General features: G+C 71.8%; 22 protein-coding genes and 1 riboswitch. Of the genes, 10 read left to right on the top strand and 12 right to left on the bottom strand.

The window, feature by feature from the left end; translation table 11 throughout:
* Positions 1-448: 448 nt before the first annotated feature.
* The 6 genes from ACWCXH_RS13410 to ACWCXH_RS13385 all read right to left on the bottom strand — a co-directional run bounded on the left by ACWCXH_RS13410 (position 449) and on the right by ACWCXH_RS13385 (position 6,656).
* A complete protein-coding gene (locus ACWCXH_RS13410; protein ID WP_449801550.1) occupies positions 449-988 on the bottom strand; it encodes a TetR/AcrR family transcriptional regulator in 540 nt (179 codons plus the stop codon).
* Between the two features lie 453 nt (positions 989-1,441).
* Positions 1,442-1,981 (bottom strand): GNAT family N-acetyltransferase, encoded by a 540-nt coding sequence (locus tag ACWCXH_RS13405; protein WP_449801549.1) that lies wholly within the window; start codon positions 1,979-1,981, stop codon positions 1,442-1,444.
* Positions 1,982-2,642: 661 nt separating this feature from the next.
* Complete coding sequence (locus tag ACWCXH_RS13400; RefSeq protein ID WP_449801548.1) at positions 2,643-3,341, bottom strand: hypothetical protein; 699 nt, start codon at positions 3,339-3,341, stop codon at positions 2,643-2,645.
* A 782-nt stretch (positions 3,342-4,123) separates the two neighbouring features.
* Positions 4,124-4,858, bottom strand: coding sequence for a LysM peptidoglycan-binding domain-containing protein (locus tag ACWCXH_RS13395; RefSeq protein ID WP_449801547.1), 735 nt, complete (start codon positions 4,856-4,858; stop codon positions 4,124-4,126).
* Positions 4,859-4,865: 7 nt separating this feature from the next.
* Positions 4,866-4,987, bottom strand: a riboswitch (cyclic di-AMP (ydaO/yuaA leader).
* 554 nt (positions 4,988-5,541) lie between these two features.
* Positions 5,542-5,907 (bottom strand): hypothetical protein, encoded by a 366-nt coding sequence (locus ACWCXH_RS13390; protein WP_449801546.1) that lies wholly within the window; start codon positions 5,905-5,907, stop codon positions 5,542-5,544.
* Between the two features lie 119 nt (positions 5,908-6,026).
* Entirely contained in the window at positions 6,027-6,656 is a 630-nt protein-coding gene (locus tag ACWCXH_RS13385; protein ID WP_449801545.1) for a maleylpyruvate isomerase N-terminal domain-containing protein, read from the bottom strand.
* A gap of 452 nt (positions 6,657-7,108) precedes the next feature.
* On the opposite strand from ACWCXH_RS13385, the gene ACWCXH_RS13380 reads away from it, so the two are divergent.
* The 3 genes from ACWCXH_RS13380 (at position 7,109) to ACWCXH_RS13370 (ending at position 9,323) form a co-directional block, all read left to right on the top strand.
* On the top strand, positions 7,109-7,840 hold the full coding sequence (locus ACWCXH_RS13380) for a TetR/AcrR family transcriptional regulator (protein ID WP_449801544.1): 732 nt from the start codon (positions 7,109-7,111) through the stop codon (positions 7,838-7,840).
* A gap of 64 nt (positions 7,841-7,904) precedes the next feature.
* Positions 7,905-8,231: a hypothetical protein gene (locus tag ACWCXH_RS13375; RefSeq protein ID WP_449801543.1), complete on the top strand. Its 327-nt coding sequence runs from the start codon at positions 7,905-7,907 to the stop codon at positions 8,229-8,231.
* Between the two features lie 18 nt (positions 8,232-8,249).
* Positions 8,250-9,323, top strand: coding sequence for a M14 family metallopeptidase (locus tag ACWCXH_RS13370; protein WP_449801542.1), 1,074 nt, complete (start codon positions 8,250-8,252; stop codon positions 9,321-9,323).
* A gap of 181 nt (positions 9,324-9,504) precedes the next feature.
* Here the strand turns inward: ACWCXH_RS13370 and ACWCXH_RS13365 are convergent, their stop codons facing one another.
* On the bottom strand, positions 9,505-10,134 hold the full coding sequence (locus ACWCXH_RS13365; protein WP_449801541.1) for a TetR/AcrR family transcriptional regulator: 630 nt from the start codon (positions 10,132-10,134) through the stop codon (positions 9,505-9,507).
* Between the two features lie 190 nt (positions 10,135-10,324).
* On the opposite strand from ACWCXH_RS13365, the gene ACWCXH_RS13360 reads away from it, so the two are divergent.
* From ACWCXH_RS13360 to ACWCXH_RS13350, 3 genes are read left to right on the top strand one after another with little or no spacing between them, the layout of a single operon-like run.
* Entirely contained in the window at positions 10,325-11,083 is a 759-nt protein-coding gene (locus ACWCXH_RS13360) for an SDR family oxidoreductase (RefSeq protein ID WP_449801540.1), read from the top strand.
* Positions 11,080-11,868, top strand: a complete 789-nt coding sequence (locus ACWCXH_RS13355; RefSeq protein ID WP_449801539.1) for an SDR family NAD(P)-dependent oxidoreductase — start codon at positions 11,080-11,082, stop codon at positions 11,866-11,868. The genes ACWCXH_RS13360 and ACWCXH_RS13355 overlap by 4 nt, the downstream gene beginning before the upstream one ends.
* Positions 11,865-12,836, top strand: coding sequence for an NADPH:quinone oxidoreductase family protein (locus ACWCXH_RS13350; RefSeq protein ID WP_449801538.1), 972 nt, complete (start codon positions 11,865-11,867; stop codon positions 12,834-12,836). The genes ACWCXH_RS13355 and ACWCXH_RS13350 overlap by 4 nt, the downstream gene beginning before the upstream one ends.
* A 54-nt stretch (positions 12,837-12,890) precedes the next feature.
* Here the strand turns inward: ACWCXH_RS13350 and ACWCXH_RS13345 are convergent, their stop codons facing one another.
* The 5 genes from ACWCXH_RS13345 to ACWCXH_RS13325 form a co-directional block, all read right to left on the bottom strand.
* Positions 12,891-14,162 carry an alpha/beta hydrolase family protein gene (locus tag ACWCXH_RS13345; RefSeq protein WP_449801537.1) on the bottom strand — a complete coding sequence of 424 codons (1,272 nt, stop codon included), beginning with the start codon at positions 14,160-14,162 and terminating at the stop codon, positions 12,891-12,893.
* 117 nt (positions 14,163-14,279) lie between these two features.
* The gene (locus ACWCXH_RS13340; protein WP_449801536.1) at positions 14,280-15,509 is read right to left on the bottom strand and encodes an acyl-CoA dehydrogenase family protein; all 1,230 of its coding nucleotides are present in this window, start codon (positions 15,507-15,509) and stop codon (positions 14,280-14,282) included.
* A complete protein-coding gene (locus ACWCXH_RS13335; RefSeq protein WP_449801535.1) occupies positions 15,509-16,537 on the bottom strand; it encodes a phosphotransferase family protein in 1,029 nt (342 codons plus the stop codon). The genes ACWCXH_RS13340 and ACWCXH_RS13335 overlap by 1 nt, the downstream gene beginning before the upstream one ends.
* Before the next feature lie 380 nt (positions 16,538-16,917).
* Complete coding sequence (locus tag ACWCXH_RS13330; RefSeq protein ID WP_449801534.1) at positions 16,918-17,127, bottom strand: DUF397 domain-containing protein; 210 nt, start codon at positions 17,125-17,127, stop codon at positions 16,918-16,920.
* Between the two features lie 3 nt (positions 17,128-17,130).
* Positions 17,131-17,955: a helix-turn-helix domain-containing protein gene (locus ACWCXH_RS13325; RefSeq protein ID WP_449801533.1), complete on the bottom strand. Its 825-nt coding sequence runs from the start codon at positions 17,953-17,955 to the stop codon at positions 17,131-17,133.
* Between the two features lie 106 nt (positions 17,956-18,061).
* Here ACWCXH_RS13325 and ACWCXH_RS13320 point away from each other — a divergent pair, with 106 nt between their 5' ends.
* The 4 genes from ACWCXH_RS13320 to ACWCXH_RS13305 all read left to right on the top strand — a co-directional run bounded on the left by ACWCXH_RS13320 (position 18,062) and on the right by ACWCXH_RS13305 (position 20,153).
* Positions 18,062-18,427: a hypothetical protein gene (locus tag ACWCXH_RS13320; RefSeq protein ID WP_449801532.1), complete on the top strand. Its 366-nt coding sequence runs from the start codon at positions 18,062-18,064 to the stop codon at positions 18,425-18,427.
* Positions 18,424-18,600: a hypothetical protein gene (locus tag ACWCXH_RS13315; protein ID WP_449801531.1), complete on the top strand. Its 177-nt coding sequence runs from the start codon at positions 18,424-18,426 to the stop codon at positions 18,598-18,600. The genes ACWCXH_RS13320 and ACWCXH_RS13315 overlap by 4 nt, the downstream gene beginning before the upstream one ends.
* Complete coding sequence (locus ACWCXH_RS13310) at positions 18,597-18,791, top strand: hypothetical protein (protein ID WP_449801530.1); 195 nt, start codon at positions 18,597-18,599, stop codon at positions 18,789-18,791. The genes ACWCXH_RS13315 and ACWCXH_RS13310 overlap by 4 nt, the downstream gene beginning before the upstream one ends.
* Positions 18,792-18,899: 108 nt before the next feature.
* On the top strand, positions 18,900-20,153 hold the full coding sequence (locus ACWCXH_RS13305; protein WP_449801529.1) for a hypothetical protein: 1,254 nt from the start codon (positions 18,900-18,902) through the stop codon (positions 20,151-20,153).
* Positions 20,154-20,192 lie beyond the last annotated feature (39 nt).

Raw genomic sequence — 20,192 nt, 5'->3', positions numbered from 1 at the left:
GGTGAGGTGAGGCCGATGCAACAGAGGATACTTTGACACAGCAATGTGTCAACAGAGGCACTGATGGCTGGCTGATGGATTCGAGCCGTTCCCACCGGGCATTCGATGCTCGGGCCGGCTTACTGGGCGGATGCCCAGGAATCGATGGTGACTGCCCTGCGGTCGAGCGGGGATTGCGCGGGCGGTTGCGGTCACTGCCGTGGGGGTGGCGCTGGACGCCGCCCACCACTTCGTCAACCCGCAGGAGTGCGGCGGCCGCCACTGCGGGTCGTCGTTGGCGCGGGTCGCGACACGAGATCCCGTCGCGATCGACCTGGGCCGCAATCGAGAGGCAGTCCATCACGCCACCGCGAGCCCGCGACGCTGGACCGCCACAGGCGCGGCCGGCCGGGCGGCGCCACGCACTCGAGGATCGGGAGCGCCGACCGCTTCGGACCCCGGGAGGCGGTCAGGCGGCCGCGCCGTGGAACAGGATCGCCGTGATGAAGTCCGGAGCCTGGCGGGGACCCATGTCGCCTTCGAGGGTCAGCTCCCATGCGGTCTCGGCCAGACCGCAGAACGTCGAGGCCAGCCAGGTGGCCGGCATGTCGTTGCGCAGCAGTCCGGCCTTCTGGCCGCGCTTGAAGAACCTGACGGTCCGGTCGAAAATCGAGTCGGCCCGGGCGCTGGCCTCGGGTACGCCGAGGACGTCGGGTTCGACATAGACGAGGTTCCACAGCTGGGCGAACGGCGGGTATTCGGCGGCCAGGGCGGCGAGCACCTGCTCCATGGGGTCGGTGTCGGCCTCGGCACGGGAAAGGGCCCGGTCGCAGTCGTCGAGGATCTTCGCGGCCATGGCCTGCACCAGGTGCTGACGGGTGGGGAACAGGCGGACCAGGGTCGCCCGGCTGATACCCGCCCGCTTGGCGATGACCTGCATGGACGCGGCCCGGTCCTTGGCCAGGACCGGAATCGCCGAGTCCAGAACCTCCGTCGCGTCGGTACGCATCGCCGAGCCAACTCCCCACGCCTCTGTTGACACATTGATGCCTCAATGTATCCTCTGCAGTATCAGCGTCATTGTACTGAAGAGAGGGGTTACCACGGTCCCCCTCGGTCCGACCTGCTCCTGGTGATGCGCGGCCACGAAGGCCCGCCGTGCCCTGTGTCCGCCAGGGCCCGGCGACGGAATCGGCGATGCGGCCCGCCTGCGCGGGCTCGGCATACTTCTCGCCGCCGCGGAGGCTGCCGCGCCCGACCTGCCCACCGGACTGCCGAGTCCAAGAACACCGCCACCGGCTCCCCGAACGGACCAGACCTCGCCCCCTGCACCCCTACCTGCCCGGCCCCGCACCGGAGGTCATGCGGTTCGGCTCCTCACCGGAGTGACCGCCGGTGCCAGAAGAGGCCGACAACCAGGGGTATGTGGAAAAAACGGCGCGTCAGCGGACCGCCCCGGCCACTACGTCAGCGACTTCGCCAGCGTCTCGAAGCGCAGGTCCGCCCGGCGCGGGATGCCGACGCTCTCGTCGCCGTACGGGAACGGGCTGTAGACACCGGTCCGGCGGTAGCCGCGGCGCTCGTACCAGGCGATGAGGTCGGCGCGCTGCTCGATCACCTTCATCTCCAGCACGGCCACGCCCCACTGCTCCCCCGCGATCCGCTCGGCCTCGGCCAGCACCGACCGGCCGAGGCCGCCGCCCTGGCGGCCGGGTTGCACCGAGAACATGCCGAAGTAGGCGTGGTCGCCGCGGCGCTCCAGCTGGCAGCAGGCGAGCAGTTCGCCGTCCCGCTCGGCGACCAGGACGACGCCGTCGGGGTGCCCGACCACGGCGGCGACCTTGTCGGCGTCGGTGCGCGGCCCGTCGAGCAGGTCGGCCTCGGAGGTCCAGCCGGCCCGGCTGGCGTCACCGCGGTAGGCGGACTCGACGAGGGCGACGAGCGCGGGCACGTCCGCGACGGTCGCCGGGCGGTAGGCGAGCGGGTGGTCGGTCTCGGCCATGGGGGGCGGTCCTTCGTCTTGTCTGTCGCGATCGGCCCAGGTGGGACGGCCTTCCGGGCATCGTGCCACAGCCGTCCCCACCCCATGACGGACGGGACCTCCGGACAACGGGCGGACGGGTGGGGCGCGCGGTGGCGGCCCTGAAGGGTTTCTTTACCGGCATACGGCGGCTGAGCAGCGGCTTTGCAGGCGCCCGAGTCCCGAGCATGATCGCGGTTCGTGGGTCATTCCCCTACCCGCCGCAAGTCAACTCCTCGGCAGAGTACGGTGACCCGGGAGCTCAGCCGCCGAGGATCAGCCGCTCCAGCGCCGCCCGGGCACGGGCGTCGGAGCTGGCCGAGGCTCCTTATGCGCAGTTACGGACGCGGCGACAGGAGGGTCGGGTTCCGCCGCCCGACGCGACGGCCCGCCACCTTGGCGACCTGGGCCGACGCAGCCGGGTCAAGGCCGTTGAAGGCGCTGTCGGTGACCTTGTAGTCGGCGGACGTGCCCTGGCCGCTTCCTTGTCCATGGCCTGCTGGGCGGAGTGCCCGGTCACGGTCAGACCGGTGATCAGGGCAAGCCCGATCTTCAGGGCCGAGGCCGTGGCCCCGACCGGCGGCATGCGAGGGCCGGGCGCCGCCGCGCCGGCGTAGCCGGCCGTGGCGGGCCTGGACGGGGCTCACGTGGCGGGGAGGCTGTTCGCCATCTCCCGGAAGCGGGCGGACGGCCGCATCATGCCGTTGTCGCCGACGTTCAGGTTCTCCAGCCAGCCGTCCCGGTACCAGAAGATCGACGAGGTCAGCGGGGCCGGGTCGTTGATCTGGAGCTCCTTCGACAGGTCGATCATGAAGCGGATCGCGGTCAGCGACGAGCCGCTGCGGATCGGCGCCGCGCAGAACGCGTTGTTCGTCGGCAGGGTGACCAGCGCGCCGTGGGGCAGCTCGGCCCCGCCCAGGGCGTTCTCCAGGCGCAGGGCCTGGGCGGCGCCGGGCCACACCCCCGTCCCGTTCACGGCGTAGAGGACGTCGCCGTTCGTCGCGTTGAAGGACTGGCGGTTGAGGTGCTCGGTGGCCAGGTTGGCGAAGGCCCGCTCCCAGAGCTCGGCCCGGCTGACGCTCCACTGGTCGGCGGCGTGCTCGGCTATCGACAGGGCCTCGGTCTTCCCGCCCCGCTTCCCGCCGTTCACGCAGAGGACGACCGACAGCTCATCGTCGACCTGCCGGGCCATGGGGTCGGGGCCCAGGGCACGGGTCGGGGCGAACAGGAGCCGCAGCCGGTCACGGACCTCGAAGACCGAGATCTCGGCCAGCGCCTTGCACGGGCCGTGCTCGTCGCACAGCGGCTTCGGAAGGTTCTTGCGGTTGCCGAACAGTGGCATGGGTGGCTCCCCCGGGTCGGTGCGGCAGTCGGACCAAAGCAGCAGCATCCCACGGGAGTTCACTACCGTCCCCTGGATCACCCGATTCTCGGACCACGCCCGGACAGCGTGTCAGCCGGCCGGATGTTCCCACGGGTGTGCCCGCCGCAATCTGTGCGGCCGACACACCCCTTCGTGGGCCGCCCCCGGCTTGCCGCGGGTGCGCTTGCCGGATCCGGCACTGGTGTGCAGGTCCAGCATCATGGGGATCAGCAGCGTCTCGGCCCTGGCCACCCGCCACCGCACCACGCTCACCCGGGTGGGCCGGCCGGTGCGGGTCACCACCGGTCGCCGCCTCGCCGGCGAGGGCTTCCCCGCCGGCGCGGAGGACACGGTGGTGGTGCTCGACGGGCGGGCCGCTTTCACCGGCCTCGACACCGAGGGCGTCCACCTCCACTACGGCGCCTGCCTCGGCACCCCGGACGAGATCCTGGTCGTCGGCCCGGACGAAACCGGCGCCGGGCCGACCCGGCGGGAGCTGGGGGGACGAGGACCTCGCCGTGTTCGCCGAGCGCCTGGCGCGCTGCGGCGCGGCGGACTGACCGCGCCGCGGTCCCGTCCGGACCCCGGGTACGCCGACGGCCCGGCTCACGCACCGCAACGTGAACCGGGCCGTTCAGGTGGCCGCTTGGCAGCCCGCCCGCCGACCGGACGTCCGGTCGGCGGGCGGTACTCGCCCGGACCCACCGGTTCGAACAGGCCGATCAGGTCCGATCAGGCCGTACTGATCGGGAGAGGTCCGATCAGTACGCCTGGTGCACCTGCCAGAACGCCCAGGCGGCGTTCGGGCTGCCGTAGACGGTGTTCATGTACTGCAGGGCCCACTTGAGCTGGGTGGCGGGGTTGTTCTGCCAGTCGGAACCGGCCGAGGCCATCTTGTTGCCGGGCAGCGCCTGCGGCAGGCCGTAGGCACCCGAGCTCGGGTTGGTGGCGTGGACGTTCCAGCCGCTCTCGTGGCTGATGATCTGGTCGAACGAGGCCAGCTGGTTCGCCGGGACGATCGAGGCGGCGAGCGCCTGCAGCGCGGCCGGGGTGTTCGCGACCGGGGCGGCGGCCAGCGGGCTGGCGGCAGCCGGCTTGGCCGCAGCCGCAGCGGGCGCCGGCGCAGCCGGGGCCTGCGCCGGGGCGGCCCCGCCCAGGGTCAGGTGCTGGCCCGGGTAGATCTTGTCCGGGCCGTTGGTCAGCACGGACTTGTTGAGGTCGTAGAGCTTCTGCCAGCCGCCCTGCACGTTGTGCGCGGTGGCGATCTTGGTGAGGGAGTCACCGCTCCGGACGGTGTAGCCGGCGGGCGCCTGCGGGGCGGCGGCCGGGGCGGCCTGGACCGAGTGCACCGGGGCGGACGTGACGGGGGCGGCGTTCGAGGCGGTGGCGGCGACCACCGGGACGCCGGCGCCGACGCCGACGACCACGGCGGCCGCGACGATGCGCTTGATGGAACCGGCAGCGAACAGGCTGGGGCGAGCGTTGACGGGCAGCATGAAGTGCGATTCCTCTCCCACGCCTGCGAGGTGAGCTGTCGGGTTCGGGCTGGAGCAGCCCGGCCGCGCAGAGACGCGGCTTCACCCCTAGCCCCGCCGGGACCAGCCCGGATGAGGCGACTTACCTGTGGGTCCCCCGCCCCTGCCGTGGTGCTTCATGGGTGCACGTGCCCGCCCGGTCCGGCGGCAGGATTCGGCGTTCCGGAGAGCGGGGTTCGTTTCGTACAGAGACGAACGAGAAGGACCGTAAACGGCACGGAGCCAATAGCACAAGCCTTCGTGAGCCGGGTCACGTCCCGGCCGGATTGTCCGAATGATCCGCAACATTCCTTGGTAACGATGCGGTAACAGCCCTATGAGTGCGCGTCAGTGCGGGCCGCCGGGCCCGGTGCGGCGGCCACCGCCCGATGGCGCGCCGTGCGGCCCGGGCCAGATCCTGTCCGGCTCGGGCTGGAACCGTGAGGTGCGGGCCGCGCCGCCCAGCGCCGCGAGTCCCAGCACGCGGCCGGGTCGCAGGTGCAGCGCGACCGCGCCCGCTTCACCGCCGAGACGGACTGACTGACCGCACGCCCCCAACGCCGTCGAACTCCAGGCATCCCACGGGCCATCGCCGCCGCTGCCGCCCGCACGACAGGAGCCCCTGGGTGGCAGGCCGGCCTGCCACCCAGGGGCTCCTGCGCTTCTCAGCGCGGGTCCACGAGCTCCTGGGCGAAGACCGTCCCCAGCGGCTCGGGACCGACGTACTGCTGGCAGTTGCACTGGCGCGGCTCGAACTGCACCGGCCGGCGGTCGGCGTCCCACGCGGTCGGCGCCTCGACCTCCTCGTGGCAGCGGCCCTGCTTGTCGTGCTTGGCCAGGTGGTGCGTGCAGCCGCAGACCGGCTCGGGCGGGCGCTTGGCCGCCTCCAGAGCGGCCCGCTGGCGGTCCGCCGCCTCCAGCAGCTCCAGCTTGCGCTCGTGCCGGGTCTTCATCGCCCGGCGGGCGTTGTTCGCGACGTACCCGCCGCCGTACAGCACTGCCGGCGCGATCCACCATACGATGTCGAACATCGACCGCTCCCCCGTCTTCCCCGAATTCCCCGCTGCGGAGTTCCGGCGCACATCGTACGCCTGACCTGCGGAGAAGGACCCCACGGGGGAGCCCACGGAGCGTCAGGCCCAAGGGCGGATCAGCGGATCACCGGGAGCACCGCGGCGCCCGAACGGCCGGAGGCCGCCTCGATGAACGCGACCGGGTCGGCCACCTCGGCGAGCAGCGCGCGGGTCGCGTGCAGGGCCGCGTCGGCGGGCGGCGGGCCGCCGACGACGGCGATCAGGTCGAGCAGGTGGACGGTCGCCTCCATGAGCGCCACCTCGGCCAGCGCGCCGATCCGCACACTGCCGAGCAGCGGGTGGGCGGCCACGCTGTCCGGCGACAGGTCCGCGTAGCCGGCCAGCGCGGCCGGGCCCTCGACCTCGAACCGGGCGATCAGCCCCGCCGGGTCGGTCGCGGCGGCGGCCTGCTTCGCGACATCGGCAACGTGCCCCGCGGCGGTGTGCGCGAGGCCGCCCGGCTGGTTGAAGTGGCGCAGGATGGCAGCGCCGGTCTCCACGTTCGCCGGGCCGTCGACGATGGCCCCGCGCAGCTGCGTGAACGATTCGGCGGCGGGCGCCACGTGTGCGAACAGGTCCAGGACCGTCCAGCCCGGCAGTCGGGTGTCCCGGGCCCACGCCTCGCCGTCCAACCCCTTGCCGCGTTCCGCCCAGGAGTGCCAGGCCTCGGCCAACAGCTCGGTCGTGGGAGCGATTTGACGGGACATTCGGTCTCCTCTGGAGCGGCACGGACAACGTACGTTCACCGTAGCCGAACGACCCGGAAACCCGGTTGCGGGGGGGGCACTTGAGGTCCGGCGATCGGGGCATGACCAGCGCCCCCGAAGCGCTCGCCGGGCGAAGCGAGGCGGGCGGCGTGAGTGAGCGAAGCGAGGCAGGTGCATGAGCGCCGAGCCGGTCGCGGGGCTCCTCGCCGGCTACGGCATCGCCGGCCCGGTCGGGCCGTCGCGGCCTGCCTCGTGGCGCTCACCGCCCGCGCGCCCGGCCGCTCACGGCCCCTCGCCTCCGCGGCGGTGATCGGCGGCCTCGCGGCGCACCTCGCCGCCACGGCGTCGTGATCGCGTCCTATTCATCTCGTTCAGTAGCATATTTACCTTGTATCCTGGTTCTGTATCCCTCTGCACCCCTTCTCTGACCCCCACCATGGAGGAGAGCGGACATGGCCGAGCAGGACGGCCCCGGTCAGGACGGCCCCGAGAAGCGGGCGCGCCTGAACCGCCCGCTGGTGCTCCGGACGGCCGTTGCGCTCGTGGACCGCGAGGGGCTGTCGGCGCTCACCATGCGGCGACTGGCCGGAGAGCTCGGCGTCGAGTCCATGGCCCTCTACCGGTACACCCCGGGCAAGGAGGCCCTGCTCGACGGGCTGATCGAGGCCTTCTTCGAAGAGGTCAACGACCGCCTCCGCCGCTCCGCGCAGACCCCCGAGCCCGCCTGGCGCGCCGAACTGCGCCGCATCGCGCGGACGTTCGCCGCCGTCGCGCACGCCCACCCCGAGATCCTGCCGCTCGTCGCCACCCGCCCGCTCGCGGTGCCCATGGCCCGGCGGCCCGCACCCGTGCTCGACCTCACCGAACACGTCCTCGCCGTCCTCGGCCGCGCCGGCTTCGACGACTCCACCGCCCTCACCGTCTACCGCGCCTTCGTCGCCTGGAACCTCGGCTGCAACCTCGTCGACAAGCGCCAGGTCGTCGACAACGAGGCCGAGCCGGACCCGGCGCTGCGCCTCGGCCTGCACCGGCTGTCGGCCACCGACTACCCCCGACTACGCGCGCTGGTGCCCCGGTTCGCGGACTTCGACGACGAGGCCGAGCTGCTGGCCGGACTGGACAGCCTGCTCGACCGGATGCCCCGGGCCCCGCTTGACGCGTTCTACGGCGGCGGCGCATCCTGAGGATACGAGGTACACGTCGGACATATCCCCAGCGCCCGGAAGAGCGCGCCTGAAAGAGGCCGTCATGTCCGCCGTCCCCAACGATCCCCTCCCGAACGACATCCTCCGCGTCCGCGTCACCGCCAGGGACGCGGACACCCTGCGCGCGCTGCTGCGCGAGGTCCGCCCCGACACGGGCGGCCGCCCCAGCATCGCTCCCGACGGCAGCGTCAGCATCGACGCGTACGTCCCGGACCAGCGGATCCCCGCCCTCGAACGCGAGGGCGTCACGGTCACCCGCGTCGGGAACGCCAGCGCCGAAGGCCGCGCCGCCCAGGCCCAGGTCGGCACCGGCAACCGGTTCGCCGCAGGCGCCGTGCCGCGCGGTCTGGCCACCAAACTCGCCGGCTGACCCGGGAGGAGAGCCGTCATGCCTTACCTGAACATCGACGAGGTCGACTCCGCGGTGGCCGCCCTCGCCACCTCCTTCCCGAATCTCACCGAGCTCGTCACACTGCCCGAACCCTCCGTCGAGGGCCGGACCTCGCACGCCCTGAGGATCAGCACCGCCACGTCGGCCTCACGGGACTGCGTGGTCATGCTCGGCGGCGTGCACGCCCGCGAGTGGGGCAGCTGCGAGATCCTCGTCCACCTCGCCGCCGACCTGCTCGAGGCCTTCCAAGGCGGGACCGGCCTCGGCTACGGCGGCACCACCTACACCGCCGACCAGGTGCAGGGCCTGCTCCAGCGCCTCGATCTGGTGCTGTTCCCGCTCGTCAACCCGGACGGCCGGCTGTACAGCCAGACCGTCGACCCGATGTGGCGCAAGAACCGCAACCCGGCCAACAGCGGCGGCCGTTCGGACCCGGCCTGCGTCGGCGTGGACATCAACCGCAACTTCGACTTCCTCTTCGACTTCGCCACCGCCTTCGCCCCGACCGCCGACCCGCACACCTCGGCCGACCCGTGCGACCCACAGGTCTACGAGGGCCCGAGCGCCTTCTCGGAGCCCGAGACCCGCAACGTCCGCTCGGTGCTGGAGCAGTTCCCCGGGACCAGGTGGCTCGTCGACGTACACAGCTACGGCGGGGACATCCTCCGCAACTGGGGCGACGACGAGAACCAGTCGACCGACCCTGCGGAGAACTTCCTGAATCCGGCCTTCGACCACACCCGCGGCCTCAAGGGCGACCTCGCGTACGCCGAGTTCATCGAGAAGACCGACTCCGACAACGCCGTGCTGCTCGCCGAGGGCTTCTGCCAGGCGCTCAACGGCGTCCGCGGCGTCACGTACACGCCGGAGCAGGGCTTCCAGCTCTACCCGACCAGCGGCACCAGCGACGACTACGCGTTCTCCCGGCACTTCGTGAACCCCGACCAGGGGAAGGTGCTCGGCTTCACCGTCGAGTGGGGCCAGGGCTTCCAGCCGGACTGGACGGAGATGGAGCGGATCATCCTCGACGTCGACGCCGGACTCGTGGGGTTCTGCCTGGCCACCGCATAGACCATCGCGCCCGACAGCGGGGTGCCCGCCACGACCGACCGTGGCGGGCACCCGAGCGGCGGTGCGCACCTGCGGCGCACACCTGCGTTGTCGACCTACGAGGCACACGTACTTCGTATACGAGTCTGCTCGCCGCCGGGAGCCCGGTCAAGGCCTGGAAAGGCTGGAGGAGAGTGGGCGGTCAGACCTCGGCGCCGAGCATCCGCAGCACCAACTCGCCGTAGCGACGTCCGAGTTCCTCCGGCGTCTCGGTGCTGCGGTCGGTGTACCAGCGGGACACGTCGATGCCGAGTGAGGTGACCGCGCGGGCGGCCGTCCGCACCTCGGAGACCGTGAAGGCGCCCGCCGCGACGCCCTCCTCGATCAGCGCGCTCACCTCGCGCTCGATGTCCAGCCGCAGCGCCGCGACGACCGCGTACGCGTCCTCGGGCAGTGCGTGCAGCTCGTAGTTGACCACCCGGCCGACCATGCGCCCCCGCGCGTGCCACGCGGCGAACTCCTCGACCAGCCGCCGCATCCGCTCCGCGGGTTCCCCCGCGCCCGCCGCCGCCCGCCGGACCAGTGCCAGCGTCGCGGCGTGCCCGGCCTGGCTGATCTCGGCGAGCAGCGCGGCCTTCGACGGGTAGTGGATGTACAGCGCGGCCGGGCTCATCCCGGCGGCGGTGGCGATGTCCCGGGTGGTGGTGGCGTGGAAGCCGCGCTCGGCGAAGGACTCGACGGCGGCCTGGAGCAGCCGGTACGCCGCCTCGGGGCGGGTGTCGGTGCCGCCCGGCAGAGCGGGCCAGAGGTCGGCGATGGGCGTGCTGGTCATGGCGTCATCCTCGCAGAGAAGTCGTACGCGCGTTCGCCCCGGCCGCCGGACGGACCTGGCCGGCCCCGGGCCGGCCGCAGCGGACGGGCTGTTGACAGGCTCCCGCACCGACACCATGCTGAGCAAGCGCTTAGTCAGCTGGTTTAGCCGCAGCTCCTCACGTCGAACCGCGCGAAAGGCAGGACCCTCCGTGGTGCACTCCTTCAAGGGCAAGGTGGCCGTCGTCACCGGATCGAGCCGGGGCATAGGCCTCGGGATCGCGCGCGAGCTGGTCGCCCGCGGGGCCAAGGTCTGCCTGACCGCCCGCTCCCCCGAGCCGCTCGCCGACGCCGTCCGCGACCTGGGCGGGCCGGACAACGCGATCGCCGTCGCCGGCCGGTCCGACGACCCGGCCCACCAGGAGGAGGCCGTCGCCCGCACCCTGGAGGCCTTCGGGCGGCTCGACCACCTGGTCAACAACACCGGGATCAATCCGGTCTACGGCCCGGTGCTGACCACCGACGAGGACGCCGCCGCCAAGATCCTCGCCGTCAACGTGCTCGCCCCGCTCGCCTGGACCCGCCGGGCGCACGCCGCGTGGATGGGCGAGCACGGCGGCTCGATCGTCAACGTCGCGTCCGTCGCCGGCATCCGGGCCTCGCTCGGCATCGGCATGTACGGCGTGAGCAAGGCCGCGCTGATCCGGCTCACCGAGGAGCTCGGGGCCGAGCTCGGCCCGCAGGGGATCCGGGTCAACGCCGTCGCCCCCGCGATCGTCAAGACGAAGTTCGCCGAGGCGCTCTACGAGGGCCGCGAGGAGAAGGTCGCCGCCAAGTACCCGCTGGGCCGCCTCGGCGTGCCCGAGGACATCGCCGGCGCCGTCGCCTTCCTGCTCTCCCCCGACGCCGGGTGGATCACCGGTCAGACCCTCGTCCTGGACGGCGGCGTCACGCTGGGCGGCGGGCTGTGAGCCTCGACGGATTCGACGGACAGGGTGTCGTCGTCACCGGCGCCGGCCGGGGCATCGGCGCCGCGCTCGCGACGGCCTTCGCGGCCGCCGGGGCGCGGGTCGTGGTCAACGACCTGGACGCGGAGGCCGCCCGCGCCGTCGCCGCCGAGGTCGGCGGCACCGCGCTGCCCGGGGACGCGGCCAGCGCCGACGGACTCGCCGCACTCGTCGGGCGGGCCCGGGAGACGCTCGGCGAGATCGACGTGTGGTGCGCCAATGCGGGCGTCGCCCCGGTGGGCGGCGCCGACGCGCCCGCCGCGGCCTGGGCGAGCGCCTGGGAGGTCAACGTCCTCGCCCACGTCAGGGCCGCCGACCTACTCCTCCCCGACTGGCTGGAACGCGGCCGGGGCCGCTTCCTCGCCACCGTCTCCGCCGCCGGACTGCTCAGCATGCTCGGCTCGGCCCCCTACGCCGTCACCAAGCACGGCGCGCTCGCCTTCGCCGAGTGGCTCTCCGCCACCTACCGCCACCGCGGCATCCACGTCCACGCACTCTGCCCGCAGGGCGTGCGCACCGACATGCTCGCCGCCACCGGCGCCGTCGGCGAGGCCCTGCTCGCGCCGACCGCCCTCGACCCCGAGGACGTCGCCGAGGCCGCCCTCGCCGGCCTGCGCGAGGACCGCTTCCTGATCCTCCCGCACCCCGAGGTCGCCGAGTACTACCGCACCCGCGCCACCGAGCCGGACCGCTGGCTCGCCGCGATGAACCGGCTCCAGCAGGGACTTGAGAAGGGCAACGCGCTATGAGGGCCTGGCAGGTGGGCGAGCTCGGCGAGCCGCTCGGGGTGATGCGGCTGGCCGAGGACGTGCCGCAACCGGTGCCCCGGCCCGGGCAGTTGCTCGTCCGGGTGCGCGCGGCCGCCGTCAACTTCCCGGACGCGCTGATGGTGCGCGGCCACTACCAGGTGCGCCCGCCGCTGCCGTTCACGCCCGGCGTCGAGCTGTGCGGCGAGGTGGTGGACGGCGCCCGGCGGGGCGAGCGGCTGATCGGCAACCCGGTGCTGCCGCACGGCGCGTTCGCCGAGTACGCGCTGCTCGACGCCGCCGCCGCGTTCCCCGCCCCCGAGACGCTGGACGACGCCGAGGCGAGCGCACTGCACATCGGCTACCAGACCGCCTGGTTCGCCCTGCACCGCCGGGCCCGGCTGCGCGCCGGCGAGACGCTGCTGGTGCACGCGGCGGCGGGCGGGGTCGGCAGCGCGGCGGTCCAGCTCGGCCGCGCCGCCGGAGCCCGGGTGATCGCCGTGGCCGGCGGCCCGGCCAAGGCGGAGACGGCCCGTGCGCTCGGCGCCGACCTCGTGGTGGACCGGACGGCCGAGGACTTCGTCGCCGCCGTCAAGGAGGCGACGGGCGGCCGCGGCGCGGACGTCGTCTTCGACCCGGTCGGCGGTGACGCCTTCACCGGCTCGACGAAGTGCATCGCCTTCGAGGGCCGGATCGTGGTGGTCGGCTTCGCCGCCGGACAGATCCCGGCGCCCGCGCTCAACCACGCGCTGGTGAAGAACTACGCGATCCTGGGCCTGCATTGGGGCCTCTACAACACGCACGCCCCGCAGACCGTCCAGGCCGCGCACGAGGAGCTGACCAAGCTGGCGGAGGAGGGCGCCGTCCGCCCGCTGGTCAGCGCCCGCCTCCCGCTCGTGTCGGCCGCCGACGCCGTCCAGCGCGTGGCGGACGGGCTGAGCGTGGGGCGGATCGTCGTCCGGGGCGAGTAGGAGTCCGGGGGTGAGGAGGAGTCCAGGGCCGGGCCCGGCGGGCCCGGCCCCTGACTACCGCTCGTACACCATCTCCGGGAAGCGCGGCGACGGGCCGTCCAGGAGGTGGTCGTCGTGGCCGCGCAGCCAGCGGTCGAAGAACGACGCGACGTACGAGCGCGTGGCGAGCACCGCGCGGTCGGGGCGGACGTCGCCGACGTCGTCGTTCAGCTTCGCCGGGCTGATCGCGCCCTGGCGGGCGAGCTGGGGCAGCAGGGACTGGGCGTCGGTGTAGGAGCTGTGGCGGGAGCCGGTGAGGGTGACGTCGGCGTGCCAGCCGGGGCTGTGCTGCCACAGGGCGTCCCAGCCTGGCTGCTGGTGGTAGCTGCCGGAGTCGGGGTTCTGGGTGCCCATGAGCAGGAACGGCCGGGTCAGGCCGTCCTCGGCGACGGTGGTCAGGTGGACGCCGGTGCCGTCCGGCCCCGGGAAGTGCAGCTGGCCGTCGAGGTTGACGCCGACCTTGAGACGGGGGTCGTCGTGCATGGTCTGGAGGGCGGCGGAACCGCCCCCGGAGTGGCCGACCATGCCGATCCGGTCGAGGTCGAGGGAGGCGGCGAGGCCGGCCGGCAGCTGCTTGTCTTGGCGCAGCCCGGCCAGCTGGTCCAGGACGAAGCGGGTGTCGTCGACCCGGGTCTGCAGCGTCTTGCGCAGGAGGGCACCGATGTCGAGGCCGGGCTGGGCCATCAGCGCCGGAAAGACGGAGGTGGCGAGGTCGCCGTCGGGGAAGGCGACCTCGGAGACGTCGTAGGTGTGGTCGACGGTGACGACGACGTAGCCGCGCGAGGCGAGGTCCTCGACCAGGCCGGTGCCCCACGTGCGCGGGTCGCCGAAGCCCGCCGAGTACAGCACGACGGGCCGCTTGCTGCCGGGGAGGGCGGGCGCGTCGGTGCGGGCGTGGGTGCGGATCGCGGCCCAGTCGGTGCGGCCGGGCTCGAAGCCGTAGTCGCTCTGGCCAACGCTCCCGGCGCTGCCGAAGTGGTCCGCGGCGTCGCGCACCATGTACGGCGCGCGGTCGGAGCCGGTGGCGGGCCGGGTGGTCGGGTACCAGAAGCTGATCATCAGCTCGCGGTGCCGCCCGGGCTTCCAGGGGTCGTCCCGGCGGTCGTCGGTGAGGCGCAGGGCCGTCGTGCCGACCGGGTACGGCCCGGTGGGCCGCGGCAGCCAGGCCCGGGCCTGCTGCCCGATGCTCTCCCCCCGTGCCGCCACCGCGCCCGGTGCGCCGACCACGCCCAACGTCGCCGTCGCCGCCAGCAGCACCGCCGCCACGGCCCGTCCCCGCCCGCTCATCGCCGTTCCTCCTCGTTCGTGTTCCGATGCGAGCGACGGTACGGGCGAGGAGGGTCCGAGGCCGTCATACCGGGGTGCCAAGTCACCCACTACTACCCCGGTATGACGTCTCCTGGCTCAGATGTACTTGTTCAGCTCCCGCCGGGCCAGCGAGCGCTTGTGCACCTCGTCCGGCCCGTCGGCCAGGCGCAGGGTGCGGTTGCCGGCCCAGAGCTGGGCGAGCGGCGTGTCCTGGCTGACGCCGGCGGCGCCGTGGGCCTGGACGGCCTTGTCGAGGATCCACTCGACGGTGCGCGGGGTGGCGATCTTGATGGCCTGGATCTCGGTGTGCGCGCCGCGGTTGCCGACGGTGTCCATCAGCCAGGCGGTCTTGAGGACGAGCAGCCTCAACTGCTCTATGCGGACCCGGGATTCGGCGATCCAGTCCTGCACGACGCCCTGGTCGGCGAGCGGACGGCCGAAGGCCACGCGCTCGACCGTCCGGCGGCACATCAGCTCAAGTGCCCGCTCGGCGATGCCGATGGCGCGCATGCAGTGGTGGATGCGGCCGGGCCCGAGGCGGGCCTGGGCGATGGCGAAGCCGGCGCCCTCCTCGCCGATCAGGTTGGCGGCCGGGACGCGGACGTCTTCGAACAGCACCTCGGCGTGGCCGCCGTGGTCGGAGTCGTCGTAGCCGAAGACCTTCATGCCGCGCTTGACGGTGACGCCGGGGGTGTCGCGCGGCACGAGGATCATGCTCTGCTGCCGGTGCTTGGCGGCGGCGGGGTCCGTCTTGCCCATCACGATGAGGATCCGGCACTGCGGGTTCATCGCGCCGGTGATGTACCACTTGCGGCCGTTGACGACGTACTCGTCGCCGTCGCGCTCGATGCGGGTGGCGATGTTGGTCGCGTCGGAGGAGGCGACCTCGGGCTCGGTCATCGCGAAGGCGGAGCGGATCTCGCCGTCGAGGAGGGGGCGCAGCCAGCGCTCGCGCTGCTCGGGGCTGCCGAACTGGGCGAGCAGTTCCATGTTGCCGGTGTCGGGGGCGGCGCAGTTGAGCGCGGGCGGGGCCAACTGGGGGCTGCGGCCGGTGATTTCGGCGAGCGGGGCGTACTGGAGGTTGGTGAGGCCGGCGCCCTGCTCGCCGGGGAGGCTGTGCTTGTCTGTGAAGAAGAGGTTCCAGAGGCCCTGCTTGCGGGCCTCCGCCTGGAGCTCGGCGACGATCGGCGGGACGCTCCAGGCGGGGCGGGCGGGGTCGGCGAGCTGTTCCTCCAGGACGGGTTCGGCGGGGTGGACGTGCTCGTCCATGAAGGCGAGCAGCTGCTCGCGGAGGACGTTCGTGCGGGCGTCGTAGGCGAAGTCCATCAGTCTTCCTTCAGGGTGGTCAGGCCGTACCGGGCGAGGATCGGGGCCATCTCACCGGCCCGCTCGAAGCCCGCGCCGAGGGTGCGGCCCTGCTGGTAGCGGTAGTGGATGCCCTCGGCGACGACGGCGAGCTTGAAGGCGGCGAAGGCGACGTACCAGTCGAGGTCGGCGGCTTGGCGGCCGGTCAACTCGGCGTAGTGGGCGACCATTTCGCTGCTGGAGGGAAACCCGGGAGCGGTCATGGCGGCCGGGATGATGCCGCCGCCGACGCCGGCGACCTCGGTGTACATCACGAGGAGGCCGATGTCGGTGAGCGGGTCGCCGAGGGTGGACATCTCCCAGTCGAGCACGGCGGTGATCGCGTCGCTGTCGTCGACGAGGACGTTGTCGAGGCGGTAGTCGCCGTGCACGAGGGCGGGGGCGGGAGAGGCGGGCCTGCGCTTGGCGAGGATGTCGTGGAGCCTGTCGAGCTCGGGCAGGTCACGGCTGCGGGAGGCGGCGAGCTGGGTGGACCAGCGGCGCAGCTGGCGCTCCAGGTAGCCGTCCGGGCGGCCGAAGTCGGCGAGGCCGACGGCCGCCGGGTCGATCCGGTGGAGGGCGGCGAGGGTGGCGACGAGGCGGCGGCCGAGGGCGTGGACACGGTCCTCGCCGAGGGCGGCGAGGGGGGCGGCGTCCCGGTGGGCGGCGCCGGGGACGTGCTCCATGAGGTACCAGGGCGCACCGAGGACGTCGGCGGCGGGGTCGAGGAGCAGCGTGCGCGGGACGGGCACGTCGGTGTCCCGGAGGGCGGTCATGACGCGGTACTCGCGCCCCATGTCGTGGGCGGTGGCGAGGACGTGCCCGAGAGGCGGTCGGCGGAGGACCCAGCGGGAGGAGCCGTCGGTGAGGACGTAGGTGAGGTTGGAGCGCCCGCCCTCGATGAGGGAGGCACCGAGAGGGCCCTGGACGAGGCCGGGCAGCTCACGGTCCAGGTGGGCGCGGAGGCGGCCCAGATCCAGGCCGGGCGGATCGGCGGGGGTCTCGGGCATCGGGCGGCTCCTTGGGGGGTGGCGTCGGTTCCGTGTCGTTGACTAAGCGCTTGCTTAGCATTCATCCCGGCGCTCCCCCTGTCAATGAGACGAGCCCCCGGACCGGGCGGTCCAGGGGACACCGGTCAGGTTGGCCAAAGCCCGGAGATGTCGTACGCATACACGCCAGGATGAGCGACAACTGACGTGCGACTGAGATCGAAGCGGCCCACCTGTGGTGGGTCGCCAACGGCCGACCCGGGCCCGACCGGTTCGGACTCACCGTCACACCTGAGGGCCACCAGGCATGGCTGGACACCCCGGCGGACTCCTGGCCGATGGATTGATTGAGCCGGGGGTGGGCGGGCCGGACCACTCGGCCCGCCCACCCCCGTCGCGTGTCAGATCTCGCCGAACTCGCTGGCAGCAATCGCGGCAATGAAAGACCGCCACACGTCGGCGGGGAAGACGAGCGCGGGCCCTTCCGGGTCCTTCGAGTCGCGGACGGGAACGACCCCGGGGAAGTCGGGCGAGACCTCGACACACGAACCGCCGTTACCGGAGTGCGACGACTTGAACCAGGAAGCGCAGGACAGGTCTGGGCGGGTCATGGGTCAAAGTTCCTTTCGGGCCTTGCGAATCAGGTCAAGGGTCGCTGCTCTGGTCAGCGCTTCCACCTGCAACCGATCGTAGGCCCTTTCCCATGCCCTGACAGTCCCGTCTTCCCGCACGACGAAGCCTTGATCCGCAGATTCCGTGTAACCGACCACAGAGCGGTCGGCAAAGGTCAGCAGAGTGACGAACGACCAGAACGGGGCGTGCTCAGCCAAGCTGAACGGGGCCACCTGGAGGATCACGTAAGGCTTTGCGGCCATTTCAGCCAAATGATCCAGCTGTGCGCACATTGTCGCTGCACCACCCACCTGGCGATAGAGGCCACTCTCATCTATCACCGCGTGGATGACCGGCGGCACAGCACGCTTGAGCAGCCGCTGCCGCGTGAGGAGGAACTTCACTCGCTCGTCAGCCTGGTCCGGCGCACTGCTTCCTCGCTGCACCGCAGCCGCCTCGATCGCGGAAGCATAGGCCTTGGTCTGGAGCAGTCCAGGGATGAGATTCGGTTCATAGATCCTGATCTCCGACGCACGCGCCTCCTGCGCAGCGTGCTCCGGGAAGCCCTCCAGGAACCCCTTCCTCCTCATCCCGACCCACATCAACTCCAGCGTCTGGCCGGTCCCGAGCGCCTTGTCGGCCGCCCTGACGAAGTCACGACTGGTGGACTTGCGGCCCGTTTCCACGGCCGAGATGTAGCTGTCCGAGTACTTCATGGCTTCGGCCAGGTCATCCTGGGTCCAGCCAACCGCTTCGCGTGAGCTGCGAAGTAGCGCACCGAAGGCCTCACGAGGGGATGACGTTGGATCAAGTTCCTTGCGGTTCACAGCCCACATCCAATTCCACTTGATACGCAGACAAGTTGAACGGTTGCCCAGCTTAGGCAACAGTGGGCGCTCCCGGTAGTCATCCAACTACGGAAAGGAGCGGACATTGAACAGCCGCAAGCCCCCACGCACCCTGCACGCCCCCCGAGTTGAGGCCCTCGAACGCCTCCAGGCCGTGATCTACCTGGCCAAGACCGGCTCCGGCTTCCCCGAACTGGAGATGCGGAGCTGCGAGGAGTACGCCCTCGCCTTCAACTGGGGCGTCTGCCTCACCGTCGTGGACGACGACCTCAACACTTCCCCGGAGCACCGAGCCAAGCTCCAGGTCGCTCTCCAGCACATCCGCACCGCCCGATCCGGCGCGCTGCTCGTCCCGGGCAAAGCCACGATCTCGCCGATCGACGGCGAGTTCCACGAGTTCTCCCGGCAGGTCGAGAAGGCCGGCGGCTTCATCCAGGTGGCCCGCCGGTGACCGTCCGCCGCTTCTCCATCGTCCGCGCCGCCAACACCCCGCACCCGACCTGGGTCATCTACAGCCACCGGACCCGCCGCCTGGTGCGCGCCCTCCCGCCCCGGCCCGAGCCCCTCCGCTTCTACTCCTATGACCGAGCCCTGAGCTGGGTGCACAGAAACGAGACCTCGTGACCGACACCTACGAGATCCGCCTGATCGACTCCCGCAGCCCCCACTTCCTCCTCCTCGAATGCTGGGGCATCTGGGACCACGCCGGCCGCGAGTACCTCCGTGCGCCAGGCTCCTCGGACCGGATCAGGCGCTTCTACACCCGCGCGTCCGCCGAAGCTTTCAGACGGCAACTCAGCTTCCTTCAACCATAAGGAAGTTGCTCAAAGATTTCACTGCCGCGGATGCAACCCACCTCACGTCGACAGGCGTTGATCAGAGTGTTCTGGTGATCGAACTGTCAATCTACTCACGGAGGTACGGTGCGGAACGCTCGCGGCACAACCGGTCTGCTGGCGGTGGGGGTCATTACGGCCCTCGCCCTGGTCGCGGGAGGCCCTGACTCGCAGGGCAGACCCACCGCCGCCGGCACCACTCCCGCGAGTCCCGCACCCGACCCGACCGACGACACCCCCGCCCCCTCCCCCAGCGCGTCCCCGCCCTGGGACGGCCAGGTCAAGGTTCTCGGCGACGGCTCGACTTCCTACACCGGCCCCCAGCCCAAGCAACCCACGCCCGAGAAGCTGAAACCCGGCGAGAAGCCGCCGCAGTTCGTCGTCTTCTCCTGGGACGGCGCGCTCGAAGGCGATGAACACCTGTTCTCCCGCTTCCGCAAACTCGGCGTGGAGAACGACGCCCAGATGACCTTCTTCCTGACCGGCATCTACACCCTGCCCAAGTCCAAGCGCACGCTCTACCACCCGCCGCAGCACGACGCCGGCGCCGCCTCGATCGACTTCGCCACCGACGGCCACATCAAGGACACCCTGGAGCAGCTGCGCCTGGCCTGGCAGGACGGCAACGAGATCGGCACCCACTTCAACGGCCACTTCTGCGGGCCCAAGGGCGGCGGCGACTGGAGCACCGAGGAGTGGAAGAGCGAACTCGACCAGTCCGTCTCCTTCGTCGCCAACTGGAAGACCAACACCGGCTACAAGGACCTCCCGCCCTTGCCCTTCGACTACACCAAGGAGCTGGTCGGTGGTCGCGCCCCCTGCCTGGAGGGCCAGAAGGCCCTGCTCCCGGCCGAGAAGGCCGCGGGCTTCCGCTACGACGCCAGTTCGAAAGGCGAGTTCCAGGTCTGGCCCGTCAAGAAGAACGGCATCTGGAACTTCCCGCTGCAGCTGCTGCCGTTCCCCGCCAGGTCCTCGCAGGGCCTTTCGATGGACTACAACTTCCTCGCCGGCCAGTCCGGGGACAGCGCCAAGGGCGACCCGAAGAAGTACCCGGCCTGGGAGAAGGAGGCCCGGGACAGCTACCTGGCCGGCTTCGAGCGGGTCTACAACGGCAGCCGGGCCCCGCTCTTCATCGGGAACCACTTCGAGACCTGGAACGGCGGCATCTACATGCAGGCCATCGAGGACGTGATGAAGAGCGTCTGCAAGCGGGACGGCGTCCGCTGCGTCTCCTTCCGCCAGGTCGCCGACTGGCTGGACGCTCAGGACCCGAAGGTCCTCGACAAGCTCCGGCAGCTCGACCCGGGCCAGCCTGCCGACTGGTCCCGCCTCGTCAAATGACCGTCAGGGCCGCCCCAGCACCAGCACGCTCAACCCGTT

Source organism: Kitasatospora sp. NPDC001660, assembly GCF_053596725.1.
Note: the sequence above shows the minus strand (reverse complement) of the source record. Positions and strands in the feature narration are given on the sequence as shown.

Bases quoted from the DNA above. Each gene is read 5' to 3' on its own strand.
- ACWCXH_RS13410 (WP_449801550.1), bottom strand. From the start codon at position 988: ATGCGTACCGACGCGACGGAGGTTCTGGACTCGGCGATTCCGGTCCTG.
- ACWCXH_RS13405 (WP_449801549.1), bottom strand. From the start codon at position 1,981: ATGGCCGAGACCGACCACCCGCTCGCCTACCGCCCGGCGACCGTCGCG.
- ACWCXH_RS13400 (WP_449801548.1), bottom strand. From the start codon at position 3,341: ATGCCACTGTTCGGCAACCGCAAGAACCTTCCGAAGCCGCTGTGCGAC.
- ACWCXH_RS13395 (WP_449801547.1), bottom strand. From the start codon at position 4,858: ATGCTGCCCGTCAACGCTCGCCCCAGCCTGTTCGCTGCCGGTTCCATC.
- ACWCXH_RS13390 (WP_449801546.1), bottom strand. From the start codon at position 5,907: ATGTTCGACATCGTATGGTGGATCGCGCCGGCAGTGCTGTACGGCGGC.
- ACWCXH_RS13385 (WP_449801545.1), bottom strand. From the start codon at position 6,656: ATGTCCCGTCAAATCGCTCCCACGACCGAGCTGTTGGCCGAGGCCTGG.
- ACWCXH_RS13380 (WP_449801544.1), top strand. From the start codon at position 7,109: ATGGCCGAGCAGGACGGCCCCGGTCAGGACGGCCCCGAGAAGCGGGCG.
- ACWCXH_RS13375 (WP_449801543.1), top strand. From the start codon at position 7,905: ATGTCCGCCGTCCCCAACGATCCCCTCCCGAACGACATCCTCCGCGTC.
- ACWCXH_RS13370 (WP_449801542.1), top strand. From the start codon at position 8,250: ATGCCTTACCTGAACATCGACGAGGTCGACTCCGCGGTGGCCGCCCTC.
- ACWCXH_RS13365 (WP_449801541.1), bottom strand. From the start codon at position 10,134: ATGACCAGCACGCCCATCGCCGACCTCTGGCCCGCTCTGCCGGGCGGC.
- ACWCXH_RS13350 (WP_449801538.1), top strand. From the start codon at position 11,865: ATGAGGGCCTGGCAGGTGGGCGAGCTCGGCGAGCCGCTCGGGGTGATG.
- ACWCXH_RS13345 (WP_449801537.1), bottom strand. From the start codon at position 14,162: ATGAGCGGGCGGGGACGGGCCGTGGCGGCGGTGCTGCTGGCGGCGACG.
- ACWCXH_RS13340 (WP_449801536.1), bottom strand. From the start codon at position 15,509: ATGGACTTCGCCTACGACGCCCGCACGAACGTCCTCCGCGAGCAGCTG.
- ACWCXH_RS13335 (WP_449801535.1), bottom strand. From the start codon at position 16,537: ATGCCCGAGACCCCCGCCGATCCGCCCGGCCTGGATCTGGGCCGCCTC.
- ACWCXH_RS13330 (WP_449801534.1), bottom strand. From the start codon at position 17,127: ATGACCCGCCCAGACCTGTCCTGCGCTTCCTGGTTCAAGTCGTCGCAC.